The sequence below is a fragment of the Rhizobium sp. WYCCWR10014 genome (genome assembly GCF_001657485.1).
Lineage (GTDB): Bacteria > Pseudomonadota > Alphaproteobacteria > Rhizobiales > Rhizobiaceae > Rhizobium.
On the sequence record NZ_LXFU01000024.1, the window covers coordinates 351644 to 364973 of the forward strand.

The window sequence follows — 13330 nt, forward strand, 5'->3', positions numbered from 1 at the left end:
CCACCCTGGAAGCGACTATTGCGAGAAATAGCCGTTCTGAAACGTTTTAGAAAATAAATAGGGCCTGTCGCCTTGCGGTAACGGCTAAATTCCTACTGCAAAATTTCAAAGTGCTACGGCGTCCTTCGCGCGTCTGAAAAGACGCCCGGCGCTGTAAAGCGCGGGCGCCAAAATCAGGCGGCCTGCGGGGCCAGCTCACCCCCGTCACGCATTTCGATGGCGGTAAGCGCCGGCACGCTGCTGGCGAGCGAACGCCAGGTGATCAGTTCGAAGGTGCCGTCCTCGTGTTCGGCGACCGCCGTGCAGCTTTCCACCCAATCGCCGGTGTTGATGTAACGGATACCGTCCATGTCCTGGATGATGGCATGATGGATATGTCCGCAGATCACCCCATCGGCGCCGTTTTTGCGGGCTTCCTCAGCCACGACGCGCTCGAATTCGCCGATGAAATTGACGGCATGCTTGACCTGCAGCTTCGCCCAGGCCGAGAACGACCAGTAAGGCATGCCGAGCCGGCGGCGCACCGCCGCCAGGATAATGTTGATGCGGATCGCCGTGTCGTAGGCCCAGTCGCCGAGATAGGCGAGCAGTCGGGCGTTGCGGACCACGACGTCGAACTCGTCGCCGTGCAGAATGAGGTATTTCTTGCCGTCGGCGCCGTCATGCATCATACGCTCGACGACCTCGATGCCGCCGAAATGCATGCCTGGGAAGGCGCGGAGGAATTCGTCGTGATTGCCGGGAATATAGACGACGCGCGTGCCCTTGCGCGCCTTGCGCAACAGTTTCTGGACGACGTCGTTGCAGACCTGTGGCCAGTACCAGCTGCGCTTCAGGCGCCAGCCGTCGACGATGTCGCCGACGAGCACGATCGTATCGGCCTCGTGGTGGCGCAGGAAATCCAGCAGGAAGTCGGCCTTCGCGGCCTTCGAGCCGAGATGGACATCGGAAATGAAGAGCGTGCGGAAATGTCTGGGTTCCATCATGTCTTTCACGAGCTGCCGCTCATGTCCCATCTTTCATCTAACCTTCCAAAACCAGACTCGTGTTTCAGGAAGATGACAAGCTGGGGAAAAGCCCTGCAAACCTGTTCATCCCCGCGCGGGCCGGAGGCCCGTCGCCGCGCTGGCAGAATGCCTGTCGCCGCGCGGGCAGGATGCCCTTCGCCGCCAGGCCCGCCGACAATGTTGCCCTGCGCATTCAGGGCGTTCATGATGGCGGCGATTCATATCCGACAATGCGGGATGGCTGATGCGTCTTTTTCTTGTTCGCCACGGCGAATCCCTCGGCAACATCAACGAACAGGCCTACCGTCAATTCGGCGATCACAACGTGCCGCTGACGCAGTGGGGCCATCGGCAGGCTCTGGAGGCAGGCGGCGTGATCGCGTCCTATCTCAAGGCATTGCCAAGCGCGGGTTTCGGCAAGCTGCATATCTGGTATTCGCCCTTTCTGAGAACCCGGCAGAGCAAGGATGCGCTGCTCGAAGCCCTGCCGGAAAGCTTCGTCGGCGATATCAGGGAGGATTATCTGCTGCGCGAGCAGGATTTCGGTCTCTTCACCGAAATCTACGACCACGCCGAACAGAAGCAGAAGTTTCCCGATGAGTTCGAAAAATGGGCGAGGCTGCGCAGCAACAGCGGCAAGTTCTACGCACGGCCGCCGGATGGAGAAAGCCGGGCGGATGTGGCCCAGCGGGTGCGCCTGTTCCTCCAGACCGTTATGCACGACGCCGAAAATAGCGACCACAACCTGGTGATCGTCGGTCATGGCGTCACCAACCGGGCGGTCGAAATGAATTTCCTGCACCGCCCTGTCGAGTGGTTCGAGCGCTCCGACAATCCCGGAAACGCCGATATCACCCTGATCGAGGGGACGCGCTCGCAAGGATACGAGTCGATCCTGCTGCATCAGGCGGTCGACCGGCAACCCGGACAGGAATGCGAACTGCGCGATGCCTATGGCGCCGACGTGACGATCACGCCGAAGCCGACCGCATAGTTCCTTAAATCGGACCGGTGCAAAGGTGTTGCGGGTTGCGCAAGGCAACCCACCAACTCTTCACCTCAGCTCGGCGACGTCACCGGTGCTGGCTCCTGCCCGACCGGCGCCTCCTCATGCACAGTCTCCGGCCGCTTCGTCCTCAAGAGACGCAGCACGAAGACGAAAAAGACGGGAACGAAGAAGATCGCCAGCACCGTCGCCGAGATCATGCCACCGAGCACGCCCGTGCCGATGGCATTCTGGCTCGCCGCACTTGGCCCCGTGGCGATCGCCAGAGGCACCACGCCCAAAGTGAAAGCGAGCGAGGTCATGATGATCGGCCGGAAGCGCAGACGGGCGCCTTCGATCGCGGCATCCATCAGCGATTTCCCCTCGGCAAAACCGTCCTTGGCGAATTCGACGATCAGGATGGCATTCTTCGCCGACAGCCCAATGATCGCGATCAGGCCGACCTTGAAGTAGATGTCGTTGGACATGTCGCGGCTCATCACCGCGAGCACGCAGCCGATGACGCCAAGCGGCACCACCAGCATCACCGACAACGGGATGGACCAGCTTTCGTAAAGTCCCGACAGCAGCAGGAAGACGAAGAGAATGCTGAGGCCGAACAGGAACGGCGCCTGCGATCCCGATCTCAGCTCCTCCAGCGACTGGCCGGTCCATTCGAAGCCGAAGCCGTCGGGAAGTTCCGAGGCCAGCCGCTCCATTTCGGTAATCGCCGCCCCCGATGAATATCCCGGCGCCGGAGCGCCGGAGATACGCACGGAAGGGTAGCCGTTATAACCGACGATCTGCGCCGGTCCCTTCTGCCATTCGGCGACGGCGAAGGACGATAGGGGCACCATGCCGCCGCTCGCATTGCGGACATTGAGCTTCATCAGGTCTTCCGCCTGAAGTCTGCTCTTGTCCTGCGCCTGCACGATGACTCGCTGCATCCGGCCCGAATTCGGGAAGTCGTTGACATAGCTCGAACCGAGATTGGCGGTGATCGTGCTGTTGATGTCGGCGAAGGCGACGCCGAAGGTATTTGCCTTTTCGCGGTCGATGACGAGCACGAGCTGGGCCGAGTCAGGCATGCCTTCCGGTCGGATACCAGCGATGATGGGGTTCTGCGATGCCTTGCCGATCAGCATTCCCGCCGCCTCGGTCAGGGCCGCCTGCCCTTTCGCCCCGCGATCCTGAAGGCGGAAGGTGAAGCCGTTGGTCGTGCCGAAACCTTCGATCGGCGGCGGCGACAGCGCGAAGGATGTGGCGTCCTTCAGCCCAAACAGCTGCATATTGGCGCGGTTGGAGATCTCCTGCACCGAATTGCCGGCGCCGCGTTCGGCCCAGTCCTTGAGGGTAACGAACACCAGGGCGGCGTTCGGTCCCTGCCCGGAGAAGCTGAAGCCCTGGATCGCGACGACGTTGGCAACGGCCGGCTCCTTCTTGAAGATCGCTTCGATGCTTTCGAGCGAGGCCACCGTGCGGTTGCGGCTCGCCTCCGGCGGTCCCTGCACATCGACGATCAGGAAGCCCTGATCCTCATCCGGCACGAAGCTGCTCGGCAGGTTGACGAAGAGATAGCCAAGGCCGATGAGCAGCGCGAGATAAACAGCCATGACCCGCCAAGAGCGCTTGGCCAGTCCCTCGACGGTGCGGGCATAACGGCCGGTCAACCGGTCGAAATTGCGGTTGAACCAGCCGGCGATACCCTTCTTCTCGTGATGACCCTTGATCGGCTTCAGGAAGGTGGCGCAAAGCGCCGGGGTCAGCGACAGCGCCAGGAAGGCCGAAAACAGGATGGAAACAACCATGGTCAGACTGAACTGGCGATAGATGATGCCGGTTGAACCTGGGAAGAACGCCATCGGCACGAAGACGCAGGAGAGAACCAGCGTGATGCCGAGGATCGCGCCGGTGATCTGCCGCATCGCCTTCTTGGTCGCTTCCTTCGGTGACAGCCCTTCCACCGCCATCAGCCGCTCGACGTTTTCCACCACCACGATGGCGTCGTCGACGAGAATGCCGATTGCAAGCACCATCGCGAACATCGTCAGCACGTTGATCGAGAAGCCGGCGGCATACATGACGGCAAGCGTCCCGAGCAGCGCGACGGGCACGACCAGTGTTGGAATGATGGTGTAGCGGAAGCTCTGCAAGAAGATGAGCATGACGACGAAGACGAGCGCGACGGCTTCTGCGAGCGTATGCGCCACCTTCTCGATCGATGCCGAGACGAACGGGCTGGTATCATAGGGAACGGAATATTCGACGCCATCAGGGAAGAAGCGTGACAGCTCCTCCATCTTCGCCTTGACCAGGTTGGACGTATTGACGGCATTGCCTGTCGACGACAGCTGGATGGCGATGGCAGCGCTCGGCTGCCCGTTCAAGCGGGTGGAAAAGCTGTAGCTCTCGCTACCCTCTTCGATGCGCGCGACGTCGCGCAGCCTGACGTTCGATCCGTCGGCATTGGCGCGCAGCACGATGTCTCCGAACTCCTTGATGTCGGTCAGCTGCCCCTTCACCAGCACCGTCGCCGTCAGGTCCTGCGAGATCGGATTGGGTGCTGCGCCGATCTGGCCAGCTGCGACCTGGGCGTTCTGCGCCGAGATCGCCGCGCTGATATCGGATGCTGTCAGGTTCAGGCCGACCATCTTGTCGGGATCGATCCAGATGCGCATCGCCCGCTGCGACGCAAACAGCTGGGCGCGGCCGACGCCCTCGAGACGGCGCAGTTCGCCGATGACGTTTCGGTTGAGATAGTCGCCGAGCGCCACCTCGTCGGTCTTCCCGTCCGTCGAGGTCAGCGAGATGAACATCAGGAAGCCTGAGGACGCCTCCTCGACGGTGATGCCCTGATCCTTGACGGATTGCGGCAGCCGCGGTTCGACGCGGCGGATGGCATTCTGAACGTCGACGGAAGCCTGGTCGATATCGGTGCCCGCCGCAAAGGTCGCGGTGATCGTCATTGCGCCGGATGTATCGGAGGTCGACTCGAAATAGGAAAGGTGCTCGACCCCGTTCAGCTCTTCCTCGATCTGGCGAGTGACGCCCTGATAGATATCCTGCGGCGATGCGCCGGGATAACTGGTGGTGATGCTGAGCTGCGGCGGTGCGACCTTGGGGTATTGCGCGACCGGCAGGAACGGCAACGCGATCAGGCCGGCGATGGAGATGAAGATCGCAAAGACCCAGGCAAGGATCGGGCGATCGATAAAGAAACGTGCCATCGACTTTACTCCGGCTTCTTGGCGTCACCGGACGCAAGCTGGCCATCCCGCCATTCTTCCGGCGCGACCTTTGCGCCCGGCTGCAGCTTCTGGCCGCCGTCGACGACGAGACGCTCGCCTGCCGACAGGCCGCTTTCGACGACCCACTCATTGCCGGAGGATTGACCGAGCTCCACGTCGCGCGGCTGCGCCACGTCCCCCTCCTGGATGACATAGACCTGCGCCTTGCCGTCGGCCGTGCGGATGACCGCACGCTGCGGGATGAGGATCGCCTTCTCCCGGACGGCCTGCTCGATGCGGACGCGGACGTAAAGGCCCGGCAGCAGGTCGCCCCTGGGATTGGGGAATTCACCGCGAAGGGTGACCTGGCCCGTCGTCGCATCGACGCTGGCGCTGCTGAAGAGAAGCTTACCGGCTTCGCCATAGACCGTGCCGTCGTCGAAAACGAGCTTGATGTCGGCCTTGCCCGGTTCGGTCGATGTGAGGCTGCCGTTCTCGACCGCCCGCTTTAGCGCCAGCAGGTCTCCGGAGGATTGCGTGAAGTCGGCATAGACGGGGTCGATCTGCTGGATCATCGCCAGCGCATCGCCGGCGTCGGCAGTCACCAGCGCGCCTTCCGTCACCAGCGCGCCGCCGATGATGCCTGATATCGGCGCACGAACTTCGGTATAGCCGAGATTGATCTTCGCTTCGTCGAGCGCTGCCTGTGCCAGCGCGACATCGGCATCGGCCTGGGCAAGGGCGACGGCTGCCGCATCGTATTCCATGCCGCTTGCAACATCGCGGTCGCGCAGCGACTTCTGCCGGTCCAGCTGCTGGCGGGCATTCAGCTGCGTCGCCTTGGCGCGCTGGAGGCTGGCCTCGGCACTTGCCACCCGGATCCGGAACAGCGCCGGATCGATCCGGTAGAGCACATCGCCTTGATGAACGAGGCTGCCCTGCTCGAAGACCCGTTCCTGCAGGATGCCGGAAACCCTGGCCCGCACTTCGGAAACGCGCGTCGCTGTAATGCGGCCGGGCAGCTCGCTGATAACGGGAACCGGGCGGGCGTCAAGGGTCAGGACACTGACGGCCGCAGGCGGCATCGCGCCGCCTTCCTGAGCGTAAGCTGGCAGGCCGGCACTGAATATCAGTGCCAGGGCAAGCGTGTAACGCAATGATTTTGTTAGAAAAAACATGTTCATCAGCCTTCCTGCTGGTCCCGCGGGGGTCCAAAAAAGCACAGCCCGCCGAAATGACGTTCGGCGGGCCTCCTCAGCCGACAGATAGTCGATATTTTTTCGCTTTGCAAGATACCTACCGGTCGGTATGATAGCATTATCACCTTCAGAGTTCCCATAGAACCGCGATCCCAGGGGTGATACTGATCCTCCTGGGCGCCTCGGCGCGAAACCTATCTCGAACACAGGTCATGCATTGGTAGATAGCCCCCGCAACAGAAAGAAACAGCCGGATGTCGTGCGACAGGCTCTTCTCGATTGCGCCAGGAAGCTGGCGCTCGAGCATGGTCTGGCCGCCGTCAGCCTCCAGGCGGTCGCGAGCGCAGCCGGCGTGACCAAGGGAGGTCTGTTTCACCACTTCCCCAATAAGCAGGCGCTTATAGAGGCCGTGTTCGACGGCATGATGGAAAGCCTCGACCTCGAGATCGATGAGGAGCTTGAAACGGATAAGGGCGGCCACGGCACATTTACCCGCGCCTATGTCCGCACCCTGTTTGCCGACCGCGCCCTTAACAACAGCCCGTGGTCGGCGCAGACGATGACCGTGCTCGCCGACCCCTACTCCAAGAGCCTCTGGCATAGATGGATGAATGACCGGCTGGTCAGGCACGCCGAAACAGACGTGGGAATGCGGCTCCAGATTGTTCGCCTGGCGGCGGACGGAGCATGGCTTGCCCATGTTCTGAGGCCTGACAACCATGCAGGTTCGGACGACACGGCGCTGTTGCAGGAATTGATCGAACTCACCGAGGGGTGACAGGCGATTGGCCTCATCCCGCGCCCGAGTATATCACCCGAGCGCGGGGATGGTCGGGCTAGGCAGCCCGCACTGCCGCCATCGGTTTCACGTTCTGGTTCATGCGGAACAGATTGTTCGGATCGTAGCGCCGCTTGATTTCGGCAAGACGAGCGTAATTGGCGCCGTAGGCAGTCTCGACGCGATCGCCTTCGTCTTCGGGCATGAAGTTGATGTAGGCGGTGCCGACCGAATGCGGCTTGGTTGCCTCGAACAGCTCCCGCGCCCAACCGATGCAGCTTCCATCCATCCCGGATTCCCGCCAGCGCGCATGCACATTCATGACGAAATGCGAGCTTCGTTGCGGAAATGCGGTGGCCTCGGTGGCCACGCGGCCAGCCGCACCACCGACATGGCCGATGAAGATCTCACATTCCGGCCCGGGCAGCTTGCGCACGGCGTTGAGAAGGACGTCGATCGCCGCATCCGAGAGAGAGGCGAAATCCTGGCTCTTCCAGTAATTGCGCGCACCGGGCGTGAGCAGCGGGTCGAAGGCCTGCTGCCAGCCGGTGAACGGCACCGGGCCGACGACGTCGGCAATCGGATTGCCGATCGCGCGCAATCTGGCTGTCGCCTTTTCTCCCGCCGCGATGTCTCCGCAATAGCACATGGCGAGCACGACGATCTCCTTGCCGTGCCATTCGGCCGGAAGGAACGGCAGCGGCGGCGCCTGACGCATCACCACCCAACAGGTCAGTTCGTCAGGTGCCGCGTCCAGCGCCTGCCGGTATTCCCTCAGCACCTTCTCCGCATCGGCGAAGGGATGCACGACCAGCCCAGCGAGAACCTCTGTGTTGAGAGGGTTGAGCTGGAACTCGAAGGAGGTCACCACCCCGAAATTGCCGCCGCCGCCGCGCAGCGCCCAGAAGAGGTCCGGCATTTCCTTTTCGCTCGCCTTGACCAACTCGCCATCGGCCGTCACCACATCAACCGAAAGCAGATTATCCAACGTCAGCCCGAATTTGCGGGTCAGCCAGCCGAAACCGCCGCCGAGCGTCAGGCCGGCGATGCCGGTCGTGGAATTGATGCCGGTCGGCAGCACCAGCCCGAAGGCCAGCGTTTCCTGGTCGACATCGGCAAGCGTTGCACCCGGCTCGATCCTGGCGCGCCGCGTTTGCGGATCGACCCGCACCGATTTCATCGCCGACAGGTCGATGACGACGCCGCCCTCGCAAACCGCATTGCCGGCAATGCCGTGGCCGCCGCCACGCACCGAAACGAGCAGATTATTGTCGCGTGCAAACCGCACCGCCCGCACAACATCGGCAGCACCGGCGCAACGCGCGATAAGCCCGGGCCGGCGGTCGATCATCGCATTCCAGATCGCCCGCGCTTCGTTGTAATCCATGTCTTTACTGGTCAGGAGACTGCCGCGAAATCCGGCGGCAAAAGCATCGATGGCCACGTCATTGACCATCGTCTGCCCCCTTTGCAGGGTCGTGAGGTTCAAATTGTCCATGATTTCCTCCATGCGCCCGGCGCCCCGCACCGTCGCGGCGGCATTTTGCGCCTGTTGAGGTCGTCAAACAAGTTTTCCAAAAGGATTAGCCATTGGCTTCGGGGTCGAATGGTCGTCCCGGGGGTCCCCGCCCACGTCACGAAAACTTCTCCCATCTCTCATTTCCATACTGTCGCCCGTATTCGATTAATGTATGGAGGGAATTCCCCAAAAGACGTGCACGGAGGCGGCGATGGATCACCCGGAAAAATCGAAGACGGAAAAGAACCTGACGAGCGGCGATCTCGACGAACAGGCGCTTTTCTTCCACCGCTATCCTCGCCCCGGCAAGCTTGAGATCCAGGCGACAAAGCCGCTCGGCAACCAGCGCGACCTGGCGCTCGCCTATTCGCCCGGCGTTGCTGCCCCTTGCCTTGCCATCCGCGACAATCCCGAAATGGCGGCCGAATATACCTCGCGCGCCAATCTCGTCGCCGTCATCTCCAACGGCACCGCAGTGCTTGGCCTCGGCAATATCGGCCCGCTTGCCTCCAAGCCGGTCATGGAGGGCAAGGCCGTGCTCTTCAAGAAATTCGCCGGCATCGACGTCTTCGATATCGAGATCGACGCGGCAGGCGTCGACCAGATGGTCTCGACCATCGCCTCGCTGGAACCGACCTTCGGCGGCATCAACCTCGAGGACATCAAGGCGCCGGAATGTTTCGAGGTCGAGCGGCGCCTGCGCGAGAAGATGAAGATCCCCGTCTTCCACGATGATCAGCATGGCACGGCGATCATCGTCGCCGCCGCGATCCTGAACGGGCTGGAGCTTGCCGGCAAGAACATCGCCGACATCAAGATCGTCGCCTCCGGGGCCGGTGCTGCCGCCCTTGCCTGCCTCAACCTGCTTGTCATTCTCGGGGCAAAACGCGAAAACATCTGGGTCCACGATCTCGAAGGCCTCGTCTATGAGGGCCGCATCGAGCTGATGGATGAATGGAAATCCATCTATGCCCAGAAGAGCGAGACGCGTACGCTGGCCGAAAATATCGGCGGCGCCGACGTCTTCCTCGGCCTGTCGGCCGCCGGCGTGCTGAAGCCGGAACTATTGGCGCAGATGGCCGACAAACCGTTGATCATGGCGCTTGCCAATCCGACACCGGAGATCATGCCGGATCTCGCCCGTGCCGCCCGCCCCGATGCGATGATCTGCACCGGCCGCTCGGATTTCGCCAACCAGGTCAACAACGTCCTCTGCTTCCCCTATATCTTCCGCGGCGCGCTCGATTGCGGTGCCGAGACGATCAATGAGGAAATGAAGATGGCGGCCGTGCGCGCCATCGCAGCCCTTGCCCGCGAAGAGCCTTCGGATGTCGCCGCCCGCGCCTATTCCGGCGAGACCCCGGTTTTCGGCCCCGATTATCTGATCCCCTCGCCCTTCGATCCGCGCCTGATCCTGCGCATCGCGCCTGCGGTCGCCAAGGCCGCCGAACAGAGCGGCGTGGCGCGCCGTCCGATCCAGGATTTCGATGCCTATCTCGACCAGCTGAACCGCTTCGTCTTCCGCTCCGGCTTCGTCATGAAGCCGATCTTCACCGCGGCCAAGGCCGCCGAGCGCAAGCGCGTCATCTTCTCCGAAGGCGAGGACGAACGCGTGCTGCGCGCCGCCCAGGTGCTGCTCGAGGAAGGCCTTGCCGAACCGATCCTGATCGGCCGCCCGCAAGTCATCGAGACACGCCTGAAGCGCTACGGCCTGCGCATCCGGCCGCTGCAGGATTTCGAGGTCATCAACCCGGAAGACGATCCGCGCTTCCGCGAATATGTCGATCTCTATTTCTCCCTCGTCGGCCGCCGCGGCGTCATCCCGGAAGCCGCCCGCACGATCGTACGCACCAACACCACCGTCATCGGCGCGCTGGCGCTGAGGCGCGGCGAGGCCGATGCGCTGATCTGCGGCCTGGAAGGCCGTTACGAGAAGCATCTGCGCGACGTCCGCCTGATTATCGGCAAGCGCAAGGATGTCCGCGATTTCTCAGCCCTCAGCCTGATGATCTCGCAGCGCGGCGCCACCTTCTTCACCGACACCTATGTTACCTTCAATCCGACCGCCGAGGAGGTCGCCGAGGCGACGGTGCTGGCGGCCGAGGAAATCCGCCGTTTCGGCCTCACCCCGCGCGCCGCCCTGGTCTCGCATTCCAATTTCGGCTCGCGTGAATCCGAAAGCGCCACGAAGATGCGCAACGCCCTGCAGCTCGTGCGCGAAGCCGCGCCCGACCTCGAGGTCGACGGTGAGATGCACGGCGAAAGCGCCATCACTGAAGCGTTGCGCAAGCGCGTCATGCCGGACACGACCCTGCACGACGAGGCGAACCTCCTGGTCTTCCCGAACCTCGATGCCGCCAACATCACGCTCGGTGTGGTAAAGTCGATGACCGACGGCCTGCATGTCGGCCCGATCCTGCTCGGCACCGCCCTGCCCGCCCATATCCTCGCCCCCTCGGTCACCTCCCGCGGCGTCGTCAACATGGCGGCACTCGCCGTCGTCGAGGCATCGCAACCGGCCTGAGCCGGCTCAGACTGCTGACAATGTCGGCCACCCTTTCGTCATGCTCGGGCTTGTCCCGAGCATCTGCAGCCGGTTGATATACAGCAGATATCAAGCCGGGGCCTGGGATAAAATCCTCTGGTACGAGCGGCTCTTGAAGCCGCTCCGACACATGTCTTGATGCCGTCTCAGGCACTCCGTATCGACAGGCGCCCTTTCTCCGCGAGCGCATCCGCGCGCTCGTTGCCGGCTATGCCGGAATGGCCCTTGCACCAGGCGATGGTCACCAGACCATTCGGGGATAGTTGAAGGTCGACTGCTTTCCAGAGTTCCGCATTGGCGATTGTTCGGCTTCGGGCATTCCCGTTCGGATTGCTTTTCTTCCAGCCGTTGTTCTTCCAGATATGTCGCCGGCTATTACAGCCTGTGACGGCATAGACGGAATCGGACCAGATGGTAGCGGGCTCGCCGCTTGCTTCGGTGTTGATCCAGATTGCCGCCCTAAGGACGGCGGTCAATTCCATCGAATTATTGGCGGAATCTTCAGCGCCACCGAAGCCGGACGCGATTTCCGCCGCATCGCGGTAAACGACAAATGCCCAGCCTCCGTGCCCAGAACCGGGTTCATAACAACCGTCCACGAAGACATGGAGGCCGTGTTGGGCTTCGGGTATCCCGACTGTCGTTGCAGGGGAGCTGAGTTCGTTGGCAATACCTGTCATTTTCGACGTCCGGATATGAGTACGCTCCCCAAGCGACCCATGAGATTGGAGTGGAGCACGTGGCCTCGTTGATAACCATCGGCAGCCTCTTCATAATCGAACACTGGGTCTCTGGCGGTCCGCTAGATAAAATCGCGAAAATACGCTAGGAATTTATCCCAGCTTATTAAGAGAAACACGTTAAGAGACAACGCGCGGCGATCGAGGCCGCAATCGACCGATCGATTCTTTGCTCATTCCGGGACGACGCCGTGAAACGCCGAAACCTGTCTCTTGCTCTTCTCCTTGCCTTTGCGGCGCCTGCCGCCGCGCAAAACAGCGCCATCTGTGAGGACCTGCGCGGTCGCCTTGCCGACCTGCCGCGATCGATCGGCAATGGCAACGGCCCGGAAGCGCGCCAATATTCCAGCGCCATGGCCGAGCAGAACCTCGAGCTGCGCAAGGTTCGCAACGAGCTGCGCAGCAATGGCTGCACCTCGGGCAGCATGGTCGTGATCGGCGGCGAGAATGCCGACTACTGCGCCGAGCTCTCGCAGTCCGAAGCCCGCATGATCGACAATATCCGCTATCTCCAGGACCGCCGCAACGAACTGGCCGGCCAGAACGGCGCCGCTGACGGCGCCCGCCGCGAACTGGTCGCCGCTCTCGACCGCAATGGCTGCAACAGCGAAAACTTCTATGCCCCGAGCGATCGCAGCGCCAACGAACCGGCCCCGAGCGTCGAGGAACAAGCGATGCGCAGCGATACCTTCATTCCGCTCGGCGGCGGTGAGGAGATCGATCCGCGTTACGGTCTGCCGCGGGCCGAGATGCTCTCGCCGGTCAGCACCATGTGCGTGCGCAGCTGCGACGGCGGCTTCTTCCCGATCAGCTCGAACGCCACGTCGGTCGATTTCGGCCGCGACGCCCAGACCTGCGCCAAGATGTGCCCGGGCATCGAGACTGAACTGTTCTATCGTGACGTGACGAGCACCGAAGCCTCGAACATGATCTCGGTCGCAACGGGCACGCCCTACAGCGCCATGAAAAATGCCTTTGCCTACAAGAATCGCACGCCCGGGGAAAAGTCCTCCTGCGCCTGCAATCTCACCGCCTATTATGAGGAAATGCGCGGCAAGCAGGCGGTGAGCGAGCCGCCGCAGCAGGGCTCGATCACCACCATCCGCACCAATCCCCCGGCAAAGGATGCTGCAGCCGCCGCACAGCAACCATCCGTTCCCGAGCGCCCCTATGATCCGACGCAGAACCGCGTCCGTCAGGTCGGCCCGCAGTTTCTGGCCGGCGATCAGGGCTCGATCGACCTCGCCAATCCGGCAACGCCGGGCCCGCAGCCGCAACAGCAGCAGTGATTGAACAGCTGAAACTGCGGTGGCGGAGCCATAGCGGCGTT

9 protein-coding genes are annotated in these 13330 nt (G+C 62.3%); 4 read left to right on the forward strand and 5 right to left on the reverse strand.

The features are described 5' to 3' along the window. Nucleotides 1–173: 173 nt before the first annotated feature. Entirely contained in the window at nucleotides 174–1016 is an 843-nt protein-coding gene (locus A6U98_RS04630) for a UDP-2,3-diacylglucosamine diphosphatase (RefSeq protein WP_064648270.1), read from the reverse strand. Nucleotides 1017–1251: 235 nt separating this feature from the next. Between A6U98_RS04630 and A6U98_RS04640 the strand changes: the two genes are divergently transcribed. Beyond that, nucleotides 1252–2001, forward strand: a complete 750-nt coding sequence (locus A6U98_RS04640) for a phosphoglycerate mutase family protein (RefSeq protein ID WP_064648272.1) — start codon at nucleotides 1252–1254, stop codon at nucleotides 1999–2001. A gap of 65 nt (nucleotides 2002–2066) precedes the next feature. On the opposite strand, the gene A6U98_RS04645 is transcribed toward A6U98_RS04640, so the two are convergent. Next, complete coding sequence (locus tag A6U98_RS04645; RefSeq protein WP_064648273.1) at nucleotides 2067–5219, reverse strand: efflux RND transporter permease subunit; 3153 nt, start codon at nucleotides 5217–5219, stop codon at nucleotides 2067–2069. 5 nt (nucleotides 5220–5224) lie between these two features. Next, nucleotides 5225–6403, reverse strand: coding sequence for an efflux RND transporter periplasmic adaptor subunit (locus tag A6U98_RS04650; protein WP_197496343.1), 1179 nt, complete (start codon nucleotides 6401–6403; stop codon nucleotides 5225–5227). Between the two features lie 232 nt (nucleotides 6404–6635). Between A6U98_RS04650 and A6U98_RS04655 the strand changes: the two genes are divergently transcribed. Continuing rightward, complete coding sequence (locus tag A6U98_RS04655; protein WP_064648274.1) at nucleotides 6636–7196, forward strand: TetR family transcriptional regulator; 561 nt, start codon at nucleotides 6636–6638, stop codon at nucleotides 7194–7196. 58 nt (nucleotides 7197–7254) lie between these two features. Here A6U98_RS04655 and A6U98_RS04660 read toward each other — a convergent pair whose 3' ends face one another. Further along, a complete protein-coding gene (locus A6U98_RS04660; protein WP_064648275.1) occupies nucleotides 7255–8694 on the reverse strand; it encodes an FAD-binding oxidoreductase in 1440 nt (479 codons plus the stop codon). A 232-nt stretch (nucleotides 8695–8926) separates the two neighbouring features. On the opposite strand from A6U98_RS04660, the gene A6U98_RS04665 reads away from it, so the two are divergent. Beyond that, nucleotides 8927–11239 carry an NADP-dependent malic enzyme gene (locus A6U98_RS04665; protein WP_064648276.1) on the forward strand — a complete coding sequence of 771 codons (2313 nt, stop codon included), beginning with the start codon at nucleotides 8927–8929 and terminating at the stop codon, nucleotides 11237–11239. A 167-nt stretch (nucleotides 11240–11406) separates the two neighbouring features. Here the strand turns inward: A6U98_RS04665 and A6U98_RS04670 are convergent, their stop codons facing one another. Then, nucleotides 11407–11940, reverse strand: a complete 534-nt coding sequence (locus A6U98_RS04670) for a ribonuclease H (RefSeq protein ID WP_064648277.1) — start codon at nucleotides 11938–11940, stop codon at nucleotides 11407–11409. A 251-nt stretch (nucleotides 11941–12191) separates the two neighbouring features. Here A6U98_RS04670 and A6U98_RS04675 point away from each other — a divergent pair, with 251 nt between their 5' ends. After that, nucleotides 12192–13289 (forward strand): DUF2865 domain-containing protein, encoded by a 1098-nt coding sequence (locus tag A6U98_RS04675; RefSeq protein ID WP_064648278.1) that lies wholly within the window; start codon nucleotides 12192–12194, stop codon nucleotides 13287–13289. Nucleotides 13290–13330: the final 41 nt, after the last annotated feature.